This window comes from Celeribacter naphthalenivorans (assembly GCF_020524585.1).
Lineage (GTDB): Bacteria > Pseudomonadota > Alphaproteobacteria > Rhodobacterales > Rhodobacteraceae > Celeribacter > Celeribacter naphthalenivorans.
Genome location: NZ_JAIVLK010000002.1, coordinates 264,492 through 279,619, shown reverse-complemented (window position 1 = coordinate 279,619; position 15,128 = coordinate 264,492). Strand labels below are relative to the sequence as shown.

Here is a 15,128-nt window from a genome sequence, read left to right as displayed (position 1 = left end):
GTTTTTGAGTGGATTGGGGAGGATTTCTGACCCGAACCATCTCACGGCTTTTCAAATCCGAACAGCGCGTTTAGTCTTAATTTAATATAAGCAAATGGTAATGATATGGACCGCCTCCCCCCGCTCCGTCTGTTGACCACCTTCGAAGCCGTCGCGCGTCACGGCTCGATGCAACAGGCCGCCACCCTACTGAACGTCACGCAACCGGCGGTGAGCCAGGCGCTCAAGGCGCTCGAATCCCATGTCGGCGCGCCGCTGATCGATCGCACGCGCCGTCCGGCGGGTCTGACCGAGGCCGGGGAGATTCTCGCCCGTGCGGTGCGCGACGGTCTTGGGCAAATCTCGTCGGCGCTTGAGGACATCCGCAGCCTCACCGGACAGGCCGGAAATCAGATCACCATTTCCTGCACGCTGGGCATGGCAACCTATTGGCTGATGCCGCGCCTGCCGGATTTCTACGCCCGCTTCCCCGAGATCACCGTCAACGTGCAGGCGCCCGCGACCGACCTGCCCCACCTTGCCCCCGGCATCGACATCGCGATCCGCTACGGCACCGGCGGCTGGCGCGAGGGCGTCACGCAAAAGCTCTTTGACGAACGTGTCTGCCCGGTGGCCGCCCCCGCCTTTCTGGAGCGCCTGCAAGCCGAAGGCATCGGCCTCGACCGCGCGCCGCTTATCCATGTGCGCAGCCCGCACAACAGCCATTGGGCCGGGTGGGAAGATTATTTCCGCGCCACAGGTCTCTCCCGCGAGCGGCTGTCGGGGCAAAGCTTTAACAATTACGTGCAGGCCGCACAGGCAGTGCAGGCAGGTCAGGGGCTTATGCTCGGTTGGAAATCCATCGCCGATGGCGCGCTGCGCGACGGGTCTTTGCGGATGTGGCCGGAGGGCGAGGTCGATCTCGGCACCTCCTATTTCGTCACCGCGAAAACCCCGATGTCGGCCACGAGCAAAAGCTTCATCGACTGGATCGCCAAAGCCGACCCTCTGTTGCAGTGAGCCCGCCCCCCGCGAAGGCCTAGACCAGCCCGCGCATGACCTCTGCCGCGATCTCAAAAGAGCGGATGCGCGCGGTCTGGTCGTGGATCATCCCCGTCACCATCAGCTCATCGGGCTGATACCGGGCGATCAATGCCGAGATTTGCGTCACAAGCGTCTCAGGCCCGCCCACCGCAGCACAGTTCAGCATCCGGTCGACCTGCGCGCGCACCGGATAGGGCATGTTGGCAACCGCTTCGAGCGAAGGCTTTGGCAATTTGCCCCGGTTGTTGGTGACGATATTGGCGAAGGCCTGAAGCTGTGAGGTCCGCAGATAGGCCGCCTCCTCATCGCTCTCGGCGGCACAGACGCTGGCGGCCATCACCGCATAGGGCTCGGCCAAGTTCTCGGACGGCTGGAATGTGGTCCGATAGACGTGCAGCGCCTCCTCCAACATATCCGGCGCGAAATGCGACGCAAAGGCGTAAGGCAGGCCAAAATGCGCGGCAAGCTGCGCGCCGTAGAGGCTCGACCCCAAAATCCACACCGGCACATGGGTGCCCATGCCCGGAATGGCCCGCACCGGCGCGCCCTCTGGCACATCGCCCAGATAGGCGATCAACTCCTGCACATCATGCGGAAACGTGTCGCCCTGTTGCATGTGACGGCGCAGCGCCCGCGCGGTGGACATATCCGTGCCGGGCGCCCGGCCGAGGCCCAGATCGATCCGGCCCTTATGCATCAAAGAGAGCGTACCGAATTGCTCCGCCACCATCAGAGGCGCGTGGTTGGGCAACATGATGCCACCTGCACCGACCCGCATCTCCTTGGTCGCCGCCGCAATCTGGCCGATCAAGACGGCAGTGGCGGAGCTGGCGATGCCGATCATATTGTGATGCTCGGCCACCCAATAGCGGTGATACCCGGCCTGTTCCGCCGCCACCGCCAGAGAGACACAATTGGCCAGCGCCTCATCGACACCATGGCCTTCGGCAACGGGGGCAAGATCAAGGAGCGAATAGCGTTTCATAATGGATGTCCTAAAGTTCGTAGAATCTCTGCGCAATCTGCCCGGATCAGGCGGCGGCGTCGATATAGGCCTGCCAGATCAGCACAAAACTGACGAAGAACAGGATCAGGGTGATGATCAGATTGAAGGCACGCGGATCGACATAGCGCACCAGCCGCGACCCGGCCCAGCTTGAGACGACGGCCAGCGGGATGAAGAACAGGCTGAGATGCACGGTCTCGCGGTTGTAGAACCCAAGTGCGGCAAAACTCGGCAGTTTCATCAGATTGAGCGCGGCAAAGAACATCACGCTGGTGCCGACATAGATCTCTTTGCGCAGATGTTTGGGCATGACGTAGATCTGAAACGGCGGCGAACCGGCGTGCGCGATGGCGCTGGCGAAGCCGCCCGCGGCGCCTGCCGCGACGCCAAGCGCCGTGTCGTGGCGCGACTTGGCCGGGATCTCCGGCAGCCCGCGTGACAAAAGCACCGCCTGCCAGATCGAAAACAACAAAGCCACGCCGCCCAAAGCCGCCTTGATCACCCATTCGGGCACGGATGAGGCCAAAAGATAGGCCGCCAAAACGCCGAGGACACCGCCGGGGATCATCTTTTTGAGGATCGATGCGTCAAACTCGAAGCGGTAGAGATAGACCGCCACCACATCCTGCACGAGCATGATCGGCAGCATCAGCGCCACCGCTGTCAACGGGTCACTGAAGGCCGCAACCAAAGGCGTACTGACCATGCCGATGCCCGCAAAGCCGCCCTTGGACAGGCCAAGAATAGTCACGGAGATCGCCAGAACGATCAGAAATGTCAGATCAGGTGTCATGTTTGCAACGTCCTCGCGCGACCCGCGTCAGGACAGGCCTCTCACACAATGCGGCTCGACGAGGAAGGTTGAAATTTCCGCAATGAACTCCTTGGCATGCATCATCGTCGTGTTGCCGATGTCGGATTGAAAGGCGCTGTCGATGGTCTCGCCATCGGGGAACCAAAGCTCGACCATGCCATCGACCATCATATGCCCCTCAGGGCAGCGCGGCCCGTCGAGCACGAGGTTCTGACGATAGCCGGTCAGCCCCGGCAGGCGCTTGACCAGAATGGCATGAAGTTCGAACCATTGTTCCTGAAAGAATTCCGCCGAGACATCCGGGCGTTTGCGCAGGATCGACATCCGTTTGAGGCCCTGCCCCATCGCGGGCGGCGCGACCACGGTGTTTTGCAAACAGAGAAGTGAATGCATCTCCGCCACCATCGGTCCCGACAGGCCCATGGTCAGGTTGAAACTGCCCATCGAGGCCGCCGTCATGCTGGCGGAAATATCGTTGAAGAAAAACTGTGTGATCGCATCAAGCTCGACAGCGCCACGGGCATAAGAAATGCCCTTTTGGCTGTTGTCGACGACACGGTTGAACACGCCCCCCAGAGACAGATCGCCAACGCCGCGGCGCATGGCCTCTTCGTTGTCGCTATAGCTGGTCTCGGAGAGATCGGTCGCGGTTTGGATCAGACCCATTACGGTAATCATGAAAGCACCTCATTTGGTCTCGATGTTAGAAAAAATGGGCCGTCCGACCGGGGGATCGGACGGCCCGGGGTCTCATTGCCGCCCAAGGTACTCTGGGATATGACGCACCGCGACAGCAATGATAATGGCCAGAGCCTGCACGAGGAGTTGCACGGAGGTCCCCGCGCCAAGCGCGAGCACCATCTGGCCAAGTTGGGTCATGAAAAGAGCGGCCACGCCACTGGCGATCACGCTGCCGCGCCCGCCGTTGAAGGGCGTGCCACCGACCACCACCGCCGCAATCGCGGGCAGAAGATAGTCGACACCCGCGGTCTGGGACGCCGAGCCGATGAAGCCGGTGAACAGCATGCCCGCGACCGCGAAACACAAGGACGCAATCGCATAGGTCGCCACCTGATAGCGCAGGATCGGGATGCCCGCCGCCGTCGCCGCCGCCGGATTGGCACCCACCGCGACGAAACGACGGCCCGGAATGGTGCGCTTGGTCACGATGCTGATCACGATGATAAACAGCAGGGCGAGGATCAGCGTCATCGGCACGCCGAAGAGTTTCGAATGCGAAAACTCGGCCAACTCGGCAGGCGCGCTCATCGGACTGCCGCCCGACACGGCGCGCACGGCGCCCATCAGGATGGCGTTGGTCGCCAGCGTCGTCACGATCGGCGTGATGTTGAGTTTCGCCACCAAAAGCCCGTTGACGATGCCGATGCCCAAAGCGATGGCCAAGGTCAGCGGCACCGCCAAAAGCGTCGATCCGGTGGAAAAGCCGATCTGCGCAAACAACAGCCCGGCGATGGTCATCATCCCCGGCAGGGACATATCGAGGCCGCGTTGCTGGATCACGATGGTCATGCCGACCGCCGTGATCGCGAGGATCGCCGCAAAGGGCAACATCGAACTGATCGCTGCAGGGCGCACAACGCCGGGCGCGACAAAGCTACAGAGGATAAAGAGCGCAATCGTGCCCCCCCAGATCCACGAAAATTCGTTGAACACCGTGGACTTGATCTGTTGGCCAAAGCTCGGCTGGGTCATGGTTTTGCTTTTCGTCATTGTCATAGTCATGCCTGCACCACTTTCTCACGGCTCTTCGAGTAGAGCGCCACGGAGGCGAGGATGAGGAACCCGAGGAGGTATTGCTGCCATTCCTGGCTGAGGCGCAGGAAGACGGTGACCGAGTTCACCTGGGTGATGAAGATCGCGCCCAAGAGCGACCCGATGAAGGAGCCACGTCCGCCAAAGAGGCTTGCGCCGCCGATCACGACCGCTGCGATGGAGCCCAGCGTGTAGCTGATGCCTGCGCGCGGATCGCCGATGCCGACCTGAGCGAACATGGTGATCGCCGCAAAACCGGCAAAGACCGAACAGCCGACATAGGCGATGAGACGCACCATCACCGGACGAATACCGGCGGTGCGCGCGGCTTCCTGACGCGAGCCCAGGCCCCGCATCGAGACGCCGAGGCTGCGGCGGAAGAGGAAGAACTCCATGACCAGCGCCAAGACGACAGCGGCGATGAAGGTCACCGGCACGATGCCCACCTTGGTGTTGAGCGCGGCCATCAGATTGCCGTCCAGCATCCCGCCCGGCACCGGCCGCAGGAACAAGGACACCGCCTGCACCGACATGAAGGTCGCGAGCGTCGCCACCATCGGGTGCAACCGCAGCCCCTCGACCAGCACCCAGTTCACGAAACCGACCACGGCGGCCACGACCAGCACAAGCATCCACCCGATGGCCTGATCCCCGCCACTGGCGCCCGTGAGCAGGAAGAAGGAGGCGACCACCTGCACCAATCCCATCGTTGGCCCGACCGAGAGGTCGATGCCACTGACGAGCATCAGGAATTGCTGACCATAGGCGACAATCGCCAGAGTTGCGGCCAGCGTCATCATATTCGAAAGACTGCGTGGCGAGAGGTAGAACGGGTTCCACGCGCCCGCCACCGCGCCCAAAAGCACAATCGCAAGGCCCACCATGATGAGCGGCGCGCTGTTGCCCGCCGCCCATTTCCAGAAAGCGCCGAGAGATTTGTGATGTTTGTCCCGCTGCTCGGTGGATTTGAGCACGGCGGAGGTGATGTTGTCTTCCGTGACACGATCGCCTGTCAGCATGTCCACCACGCGACCGCGCGAGAAAATCGCCACATGATCCGACAGCCCCGCGACCTCCTGTTGGTCCGAGGACACGAGGATCACGGCGACACCGGCGCGCGCCGCCTCGCGGATCACGCGGTAAATTTCCGCCCGCGCGCCGACGTCGACGCCTTGGGTCGGTTCATCGACCAAAAGCACCTTCGGCTTCATCGCCAAGACGCTGGAGAGCACGACCTTTTGCTGGTTGCCGCCCGACAGCGACTGGATCGGGGTTTCACCGCTGGGCGTTTTCACCGCGAATTGCTTGATTGCCTCGCGGGTCCGGCCTTGTTCGACGCGACCGCTGACGAGGCCCAGGCGGGTGTCCTCATGGGCGCTGCGGATCGAAAAGTTTTCGCGGATCGACAGTTCGGGGAAAATCCCCTCGCGGTGGCGATCCCCCGGCAGGTAGCTGATGCCAAGCGCCTTGGCGCCCTGGCTCGAGCGGATTTGGATGTCCTTGCCGCTCAGCGTCAGATGGCCGTGGCCGCGATGGATGCCTGCCAAAGCGCGCATGAATTCGCGTTGCCCGTTGGCGTCGATCCCCGCAAGGCCAAGGATTTCCCCCGCACGCACCTGAAGCGAGACGTTGGAGAAGCCCGGCCCGGAGAAATCCTGCGTCGCCAGAACCGTTTCGTGATGGCCGGGCGCGGCTTTGTCCGGGAAGGTCCGGTCGAGATCGCCGCCGACAATGAGCGACACAATCTGATCTTCGTTCAATTCGCGGGCCGGGTACGTCCCCTGCCCCTCGCCGTCGCGCAGCACCGTCAGACGGTCGGCGATGGCCTGCACTTCGCGGATGCGGTGGGAAATATAGACAACCGCCGCACCCCGTGCCGTGACCTTGCGCACGCGGTCAAAGAGCCGTTTGACGTCCTCGGTGGCGAGGTGTTCGGTCGGCTCGTCGAGAACGAGAACCTTGGGTTCGCATTCCAGCGCCTTGACGATTTCGACGATGAAGCGCTGTTCCGGGTTGAGCGTCGTGATGTGATCACGCGGGTCGATGGACACGTCGTCGCTCCAATGCAAAAGCAACTTGCGCGCCCAATCGTTGAGCCCTGACAAAGAAGGTCGGCGCCCATGCGGCAGACCGAGATAGAGGTTCTCCGCCACCGACAAATCCGGCATCAAGGCGGGTTCCTGACGCACAATCGCCAAACCCAGCTCACGCGCCAGATCCGGGTCCGCCGAGACTTCGGTGCCGTCGATACGCACCGTGCCTTCGGTCGCCTGCAATGCGCCGGAGGCGACCCCCATCAATGTGGATTTGCCCGCCCCGTTTTCCCCGACCAGCCCGTGCACCTCGCCTGCCCGCACGTCGAACGTGATCTGGTGCAGTGCGCGGACGCCCGGGAAATGCTTGGACACGCCCTGCATCTCCAACAAAAGCTTATCGCTTTGCATAAAATTCCTCCCCTGTACGTGACGCCCGGATGCCTGCCGCGCGCCCTGCCCGCAGTTGCGAGAGGGCCTCCTGGCGTCCGGTGCGTCTTCTCCTTCCGAAGGCGGTCCACGCGCTGCGTGGCCACCCAATTCTCCTCAACTGAAATTCTCCTATCGTGAATACATTTGTCAATATAATATAAGTTACAGAGTAGGATTTTCGCCAAGAACAGCAAATTATCATTGAAAATCAAAACCTTAATTTTACCGAAATAGCTTTCGCCAAAACCCTGCGATAGCAGCAAGGAGAGTTTTTCCTTGGCATTCCATGATCATTTGTTTAAATCAAACTTATTCGCTATTACCAAACATTAGATTCTGCGAGGAGCAGAGCGGGTTTGGACAACCTTTAGGGAGGGATCATGGAGGGAATCACAGGAGCGGTCGCCGTCGTCACCGGCGCGGCGCAGGGCAATGGACGCGCCATTGCTCTTGGGCTCGCGGCCCAAGGCGCCAAAGTTATCGCATGCGACATTCAACAAGAGGCCGTCGCCAAAGTGGCCCAGGAGATCATCGACGCGGGCGGCGAGGCCTTGGGCATCGCGCTCGACATCACCGACCGCGCCAGCTGTCAGGCCGCCGCCGAAACCGCGCGCGCCGCCTTTGACGCGCCAGTGTCGATCCTGATCAACAACGCTGGCATCATCCGCCGCACCCTGCCCGACAGCGAGACCTTCGAAGCCGATTGGGACGCCGTGATGAACGTCAACGCCACCGGCCAGATCAACATGGTGCAAGCCTTCCGCACCCAGCTCATCGAGAGCAAGGGCCGCATCGTCAACCTCGGCTCGATCATGTCGGTCGCCGCCAACCCCGGTCTCGTGGCCTATGCCGCCTCGAAAGGCGCCGTGCTTCAGATGACCCGCGCTTTGGCGCATGATCTCGCGGAATTCGGCGTGCGCGTGAATGCACTCGCCCCCGGTGTCATCGAGACCCCGATGACCGTCGCCACCCGCGACAACCCCGAAGCCATCGGCCGCTTCATGGCGCATACGCCGCTGAAACGTCCGGGCAAACCCGAAGAACTCGTCGGACCGGTGCTGTTTCTCGCCTCCGACGCATCCAGCTACGTCACCGGCGCACTTCTGCCGGTCGATGGCGGCTATCTCGCCGCCTAACGGAGGATTTCATGAAACATCAAGAAGTAGATGTCCTGGTTGTCGGCTCCGGTGCCGGCGGACTGTCCACCGCCGTCTCTGCGGCGCACCGCGGCCTCAAGGTGATCGTCGCCGAAAAGGAACCGGTCTTTGGCGGCACCACGGCGCGCTCAGGCGGCTGGAGCTGGATCCCCAACAACGCGCCGGGCAAACGCGCGGGCGTTCAGGACAGCGTCGAAAAGGCCCGCACCTATCTCAAACATGAGACCGGCGATCACTACGATTCCGCCAAGGTCGAAGCCTTTCTCGAAGCCGGTCCCAAAGCAGTCGATTTCTTTGAAAGCAAGACCTCGCTGCAATTCGATCTCGGGCCGACGTTCTCGGACTATCACCCGACCGCGCCCGGCGGCCTCGACGGCGGCCGTTCGATCGTCGCCCGGCCTTTTGATGGGCGCGATCTAGGCAAGGAAATCAAACGCTTGCGCCCGCCGCTTCGTGAGATCACCGTGCTTGGCATGATGATCGGCTCGGGCAAGGAATTGCTGCATTTCTTCAACGTGACGCGCTCGCCGATCTCGGCCCTGTTCGTCACCGGTCTGGTGGCAAAATTCGCCCGGGACGTCTCTTTCCACGGCCGCTCTATGCGTCTGATGAACGGCAACGCCCTGATCGCACGTCTGGCGAAATCCTGTTTCGACAAGGATGTGCCGATCTGGACCTCCTCGCCGGTGAAATCGCTGATCCGCAACGAGGACGGCAGCATCAAGGGCGCCATCGTCAACCGCCCCGACGGTCCGGTAGAAATCATCGCCCGCAAAGGTGTTGTGCTGGCCGCAGGCGGTTTCCCGCAGGACGCCGTGCGCCGCAAAGAACTCATGCCGCATGCGCCCTCGGGCCACGAACACGTCTCGCCTGCCCCTCCGGGCAACACCGGCGACGGGCTGCGTCTGGCGGAAAGCGCGGGCGCATCGATCAAGACCGATCTGCCGAACTCCGCCGCTTGGGTGCCGATCTCGCGCCCGCCGATGGGCAACGGCCTTTTGGGCACCTTCCCGCATTTTGTGGACCGCTCGAAACCCGGCGTGATCGCCGTGACGCGCTCCGGCAAACGGTTCGTGAACGAGGCGCAGAGTTACCACGATTTCTGTCAGGCCATGGTCAAACGCTGTCAGGAAGAAGGTGGCCCCGAGGCCGAGCTGGCCGCATGGTTCGTGGCGGATCACCGCACCTTCCGCAAATATGGCCTCGGCTTCGCGAAACCGGCGCCTGTACCTTATAAGTCTCTGATCAAACAGGGCTATCTGATCCAAGGCAAAACCATCCGCGATCTCGCCGAACAGATCGGCGCAGACCCCGCACAGATGGAACGTACGGTTGCCGAGTTCAACACACACGCCGTCAAAGGCGAGGACCCGGAGTTTGGCAAGGGCTCGACCGCCTACAACCGTTCGCTGGGCGATCCGGATCACAAGCCGAACCCCTGTGTCGCGCCGGTCAAGAAAGGCCCGTTCTACGCGGTGCGGCTCTATGTGGGCGATCTCGGCACCTTTGCGGGCATGAAGACCAACGAGTACAGCCAGGTCCTCAATGAGGACGGCACCCCGATCGGTGGGCTTTACGCTGCGGGCAACGACGCCGCCTCCATCATGGGCGGCAACTACCCGGGCGGCGGGATCACCCTCGGCCCGGCTCTGACCTTTGGCTATATCGCCGCACGCCACATGGCAGGCGCCAACAGCTAAACGCCTTACCTCCCTGAAAAGCCCCGTCGATTTCGGCGGGGCTTTTTCATGTCTGCTCGCCCTTCTCATTGAGCACAAGAAATCAGGCACAAAAAACAGGCGCAGTCCCCCGCGCCTGTCTCAAGTCTCTCAGCCAACCTCAGTTGGTTTCGAATTCCTTGGCATGCAGCCAATCGGCGTGTTTCGGCGCCCGTTTGGTCTTGCTCCATTCTTCAAGCATATCCCATTTCACCGCATCGAGGCGTTCGAGGTTCTTATCCTGCGCCGGACTCGGCGCGGCCAGTTCGACGCGGTGGCCGTTGGGGTCAAAGAAGTAGATCGAGTCAAAAATCGTGTGATCCGTGACGCCTAGAACCTCGACCCCATTGGCTTCGAGGTGCTCTTTGAATTCCACCAGCGTGTCGCGGTCTTTCACTTGGAACGCGATGTGCTGAACCCAGATCGGCGTGTTCTCGTCGCGGCCCATTTCGGGCTTGGTCGGCAACTCGAAGAACGCGAGGATATTGCCGTCGCCCGCATCGAGGAAGAGGTGCATATAGGGGTCCGGCTCATGGGTGGACGGCACCTGATCCTCGGCGATGGCGAGGATGAAATCCATGTTGAGCATTTTGGTGTAAAATTCGACCGTCTCCTTGGCGTCTTTACATCGGTAGGCGACGTGGTGAATGCGTTCGACTTTCATGGTGTGGTCCATAGCGTGATCTCCACTGGTTGCATTTGCAACCAAATTACAGAACTCGCCGCCAACGCCATTTGATCCAGATCAAGTTCAATGAAAAATCCATTCGCATTTATCAAATAAAAAGGCGCCCCCATGAGGGACACCCAAGAGAAACCATGAAGGGCACGTAGCCCCTCGCGATCAGTTCTGAAGATCTTCCCACATCTCGCGGTCGCGCTCAGCGGTCCAGACGCGCGGCGTGTCGATGCCACGGGCCTCGTCATAGGCGCGCGCGACGTTGAACGGCAGGCAGTGCTCATAGATCGCATAGTCGCCGAACTTCTCGTCACAAGAGGCGCGCACAGCGTCCCAAGCCTCTTTCAGAGAGCCGCCACGGGCCACGATCCGCGCCACTGGCGCATAGGTGCTGTCGACGAAATCGCGGGTCGCGGCGATGGCTTTGCCGACCATCTCTTCGCCCACGAGCGCATCACCACGGCCCGGCGCGATGGACTTCGGCTTATAGGCCGCGATGGCATCGAGCGTGCCACCCCAATCGCCGAAATGCCCGTCGCCACAGTAGCAGGCGGAGTGGTATTCGACGATGTCACCGGTGAACATAACCTCTTGATCCGGCACCCAGATCACCGCATCGCCTGCGGTATGCGCACGGCCCAGCGTCATGATGTCGACCCGACGCTTGCCGAGGTAGACGGTCATCTTGTCACGGAACGTCGTGGTCGGACGCGTCAGACCGGGGATTTCCTCATGGCCTTGGAACAGGCGCGGGAAACGCCCGAATTCGCTGTCCCAATCTTCCTGACCACGCTCTTCGACCATCCCGGCGGCTTTCTCCGACATGATGATCTCGCGCGCGCCGTAAGCACTGGCGCCCAGCACGCGGACCGCGTGGTAGTGGGTCAGCACAACGTGGCTGATCGGCTTGTCGGTGACGGTGCGCACGCACTCGATCACCTTGCGCGCCAGACGCGGCGTGGCCTGCGCCTCGACGATCATCACGCTCTCATCGCCAATGATGACGCCGGTGTTCGGATCGCCCTCGGCCGTAAAGGCGTAAAGCCCCTCGCCCACTTCGGTGAAGCTCACCTTTTTTTCTTCCAAGTCACCTTGGCTCGCGAATGCTTTCGCCATGTGTTTTCCTCCTGATTTTCAGTGTGTTGTCGGGCGCGCCGGCATCAATGTGCCGATGCAATCGCCAAAGCCGATTTGGTATCCGTCGCCATGCGCCGCGCCCTTGAGCGTCAGCGTGTCGCCGTCTTCGATGAAGCTGCGGGTCTCGCCCGTGTCGAGCGTGAGAGGCTCCTTGCCACCCCAGCTCAGCTCCAAAAGAGAGCCACGGTTCGCCTTTTCAGGCCCGGAAATCGTCCCGGAGCCCAAGAGATCGCCCACCCGCATCGGACAGCCCGAGGTGGTGTGATGCGTGAGCTGCTGCGCGGCGGAATAGTACATCTCGTTGTAATTCGTGCGGCTGATCACCGTGGGCGCTTTGCCCTCGGGCGCCATCGTCACTTCGAGATCGATGTCGTAGAGCATCGGCGCGGGTTCTTTGAGATAGTCGAGCAGCGGCACGTCACGCTCCGGCCCGGAGGTGCGGAACGGCTCAAGGGCGGCTGCGGTGACAATCCACGGGCTGATCGTGGTCGCGGTGGCCTTGGCTTGGAACGGCCCGAGCGGCTGATATTCCCAAGCCTGAATGTCGCGCGCCGACCAGTCGTTCAACAGGACATAGCCAAAGATCGCGTCATAGGCCTCAGAGATCGAGATCGGACCCTTCGAGGGCGTACCGACGATGGCGCCCATTTCCAGTTCGATATCAAAGCGTTGCGACGGACCAAAGCGCGGCATCTCGTCGTTCGGCCCTTTGAGCTGACCGTTCGGACGCACGACCGGCGTGCCGGAAAGCACCACGGAGGACGCGCGGCCGTTGTAACCGATCGGGATGTGCAGCCAGTTCGGCGGCAGGGCGTTTTCCGGGCCCCGGAACATGGTGCCAACGTTGAACGCATGGTGACGTCCGGCGTAGAAATCGGTGTATTCCGTGACGCTGAACGGCATGTGCAGCGTGGCATCGCTTTGCGCGACGAGATGCGCTTTGAGGTCGGCCTCAGCCGCCGCACCTTCGGTCAAAAGCTCGGTCAGCTCGGCGCGCAGACGATCCCATTCGGGTTTGCCAAGCGCCATGAACGCATTCCAGCTCCCGGTTTGAAGTGTGCCGTCAAATGCCAGCACCCCCGCCGCTTCGAGAGCCGCCAGATCGAGGATCATCTCGCCGATGGCCGTGCCACAGCGCGGCGCGCCGCCGTCGGTCGAGAACACGCCATAAGGCAGGTTGTTGAGCGGGAAAGGTGTCTCTGCGCTGTTCGCGCTGTCGACCCAGGAGCGTTTCAAGTCAGTCATATCAAGTCCTTAGTCCATATTCAGCCATCAAGTTGCGTCTGGCTGCGCCTCGGGGCGCGCCTCGGCAAAGGCAGGAAGCGCGAGACAGCGCGCTTCGATCTCGGTCAGGCGCGGGAAAGCCGTCAAATCCGCCCCCCAGCGATGTGCGTTATAGAGCTGCGGCACGAGGCAGAGGTCCGCGAGCCCCGGCGTATCGCCGAAACAGAACGGCGTCTCAGGTCGGATCAGCGATGCAAAGGCGGCAAATCCCTGTTCCATCCACTCGTTCATCCAGGCGACGGTTTCGTCCTGCGTGTGGCCCATCGCCTTGAGCTTTTGCACGACCCTGAGGTTGTTGACCGGATGCACGTCGGTCGCCAATCCCAAAGCCGCCGCCTGCACCTCGGCCCGTTCAAACGGGTCGTCGGGCAAGAGCGCGGGCTCCGGGTAACTGCGGTCCAGCCACTCGAGAATGGCCATGGATTGTGTGAGCACCCGCCCGTCGTCCAGCACCAGCGTCGGCACCCCGCGCGCCGGGTTGAGCGCGGCATAATCCTCCGCCCGCTGCTCGCCCGCGACGAGGTTGACCGGGATCGGCTCATAGCCGACCCCTTTGAGATTAAGCGCGATCCGGATCCGGTAAGAGGTCGTCGAGCGCCAGTAGGTGTAGAGCTTCATTTCAGCCCCGGCGTGCCGTCGAATTTCTTCTCAAGACTGTCCCAACAGTCGATGTAATCGTCCTGAAGCGGCGCCTCTTTGCCCGCGAATTCGGTCAGATGCTGCGGGAAGCGGGTCTCAAACATGAAGGACATCGTGTTCTCAAGCTTCTCCGGCCCGAGGTTCGAATTCGACGCGCCTTCAAAGGCGTTCTTATCCGGCCCATGCGGCAGCATCATGTTGTGGAGGCTCATGCCGCCCGGCACAAAGCCTTGCGGTTTCGCATCGTATTGACCGTAGATGTTGCCCATCAGCTCGGACATGATGTTCTTGTGATACCACGGCGGGCGGAAGGTGTTTTCGGCCACCATCCAGCGGTCGCGGAACAGCACAAAGTCGATGTTCGCGGTCCCCGGCACGCCCGACGGCGCGGTGAGCACGGTGAAAATCGACGGGTCCGGGTGGTCGAACAGGATCGCGCCGACCGGGCAATAGGTGCGCAGGTCGTATTTGTAGGGCGCGTAATTGCCGTGCCAGGCGACGACGTCGAGCGGCGATTGCGCGATCTTCGTCTCGTGGAACTGGCCGCACCATTTGATGGTCAGCGTCGAGGGCACCTCGCGGTCCTCATAGGCCGCCACCGGCGCTTTGAAATCGCGCGGGTTCGCCAAAGCGTTGGCGCCAATCGGACCACGCGCCGGAAGTTCGAATTTCTGGCCGTAGTTCTCGCAGACAAAGCCGCGGCACGGGCCTTCGAGCACCTCAACACGGTAGACAAGGCCACGCGGGATGATCGCGATTTCTTGCGGCTCAACATCAAGGATCCCAAGCTCGGTCGCAAAGCGCATCTTGCCCTCTTGCGGCACCACCAAAAGCTCGCTGTCGGCGGAGTAGAAATAGGCGTCTTCCATGGATTTGGTGACGAGATAGACATGCGCGGCCATGCCGATCTGGGTGTTCACGTCGCCCGCCGTGGTCATCGTGCGCATGCCGGTGAGCCAGGTCAGTTCTTCGCCGGTCTGCTCCACCGGGTCCCAGCGGTACTGGCCCAGAGAGGTCACATCGTCCAAAACATGCGGCGCGGATTTCCAATACGGCAGGTCGATTTTCTCGTAGCGCGCGGAGTGTTTCACCGACGGGCGGATGCGGTAGGTCCAGGTGCGCTCCGGCGGATGGGCGGTAAAGGCGGTGCCCGAAAGCTGTTCGCCGTAAAGCCCGTAGTTGCATTTCTGCGGGCTATTCATCCCCTGTGGCAAAGCGCCAGGAAGCGCCTCGGTTTCGAAGTCGTTGCCAAAGCCCGGCATATAGCCCTCATGGGTGCCGGTCGTGCCCGTGGCGCGGATCATGCCTTTCGGCAAATCAAATGCAGTCATGGTCAGTTTCCCTGTTCAGCGTCTTCTCGCATTTCACCACAAAATCGTTGCAAGAGCAACAAATCTGACGAACAAATTCGCGATTGTCGAATTTATCTCCCC

The 15,128-nt window shown here is 61.6% G+C and carries 13 protein-coding genes; 3 read left to right on the top strand and 10 right to left on the bottom strand.

What is annotated here, in order from left to right:
- Positions 1-105 precede the first annotated feature (105 nt).
- Entirely contained in the window at positions 106-999 is an 894-nt protein-coding gene (locus tag LC094_RS04945) for a LysR substrate-binding domain-containing protein (protein WP_226550641.1), read from the top strand.
- A gap of 19 nt (positions 1,000-1,018) precedes the next feature.
- On the opposite strand, the gene LC094_RS04940 is transcribed toward LC094_RS04945, so the two are convergent.
- From LC094_RS04940 to LC094_RS04920, 5 genes are all read right to left on the bottom strand, one after another.
- Positions 1,019-2,008, bottom strand: coding sequence for an LLM class flavin-dependent oxidoreductase (locus LC094_RS04940; RefSeq protein WP_226550640.1), 990 nt, complete (start codon positions 2,006-2,008; stop codon positions 1,019-1,021).
- A gap of 46 nt (positions 2,009-2,054) precedes the next feature.
- A complete protein-coding gene (locus LC094_RS04935; RefSeq protein ID WP_226550639.1) occupies positions 2,055-2,822 on the bottom strand; it encodes a sulfite exporter TauE/SafE family protein in 768 nt (255 codons plus the stop codon).
- A gap of 27 nt (positions 2,823-2,849) precedes the next feature.
- Complete coding sequence (locus tag LC094_RS04930) at positions 2,850-3,521, bottom strand: EthD family reductase (RefSeq protein ID WP_226550638.1); 672 nt, start codon at positions 3,519-3,521, stop codon at positions 2,850-2,852.
- 72 nt (positions 3,522-3,593) lie between these two features.
- Positions 3,594-4,574: an ABC transporter permease gene (locus LC094_RS04925; protein ID WP_226550637.1), complete on the bottom strand. Its 981-nt coding sequence runs from the start codon at positions 4,572-4,574 to the stop codon at positions 3,594-3,596.
- An 8-nt stretch (positions 4,575-4,582) separates the two neighbouring features.
- Entirely contained in the window at positions 4,583-7,060 is a 2,478-nt protein-coding gene (locus LC094_RS04920) for an ATP-binding cassette domain-containing protein (protein WP_226550636.1), read from the bottom strand.
- Between the two features lie 401 nt (positions 7,061-7,461).
- Between LC094_RS04920 and LC094_RS04915 the strand changes: the two genes are divergently transcribed.
- Both LC094_RS04915 and LC094_RS04910 read left to right on the top strand, forming a co-directional pair.
- Complete coding sequence (locus tag LC094_RS04915) at positions 7,462-8,217, top strand: SDR family NAD(P)-dependent oxidoreductase (protein ID WP_226550635.1); 756 nt, start codon at positions 7,462-7,464, stop codon at positions 8,215-8,217.
- An 11-nt stretch (positions 8,218-8,228) separates the two neighbouring features.
- Complete coding sequence (locus tag LC094_RS04910; RefSeq protein ID WP_226550634.1) at positions 8,229-9,938, top strand: FAD-dependent oxidoreductase; 1,710 nt, start codon at positions 8,229-8,231, stop codon at positions 9,936-9,938.
- Between the two features lie 139 nt (positions 9,939-10,077).
- On the opposite strand, the gene LC094_RS04905 is transcribed toward LC094_RS04910, so the two are convergent.
- The 5 genes from LC094_RS04905 to hmgA all read right to left on the bottom strand — a co-directional run bounded on the left by LC094_RS04905 (position 10,078) and on the right by hmgA (position 15,026).
- A complete protein-coding gene (locus LC094_RS04905) occupies positions 10,078-10,620 on the bottom strand; it encodes a VOC family protein (protein ID WP_226550995.1) in 543 nt (180 codons plus the stop codon).
- A gap of 180 nt (positions 10,621-10,800) precedes the next feature.
- Positions 10,801-11,751, bottom strand: a complete 951-nt coding sequence (locus tag LC094_RS04900; protein WP_226550633.1) for an MBL fold metallo-hydrolase — start codon at positions 11,749-11,751, stop codon at positions 10,801-10,803.
- 18 nt (positions 11,752-11,769) lie between these two features.
- Positions 11,770-13,017: a fumarylacetoacetase gene (fahA, locus tag LC094_RS04895; RefSeq protein WP_226550632.1), complete on the bottom strand. Its 1,248-nt coding sequence runs from the start codon at positions 13,015-13,017 to the stop codon at positions 11,770-11,772.
- A gap of 27 nt (positions 13,018-13,044) precedes the next feature.
- The gene (gene maiA / locus LC094_RS04890; RefSeq protein WP_226550631.1) at positions 13,045-13,674 is read right to left on the bottom strand and encodes a maleylacetoacetate isomerase; all 630 of its coding nucleotides are present in this window, start codon (positions 13,672-13,674) and stop codon (positions 13,045-13,047) included.
- Complete coding sequence (gene hmgA, locus LC094_RS04885) at positions 13,671-15,026, bottom strand: homogentisate 1,2-dioxygenase (protein ID WP_404814965.1); 1,356 nt, start codon at positions 15,024-15,026, stop codon at positions 13,671-13,673. Before hmgA ends, maiA begins: the two co-directional genes overlap by 4 nt.
- Positions 15,027-15,128 lie beyond the last annotated feature (102 nt).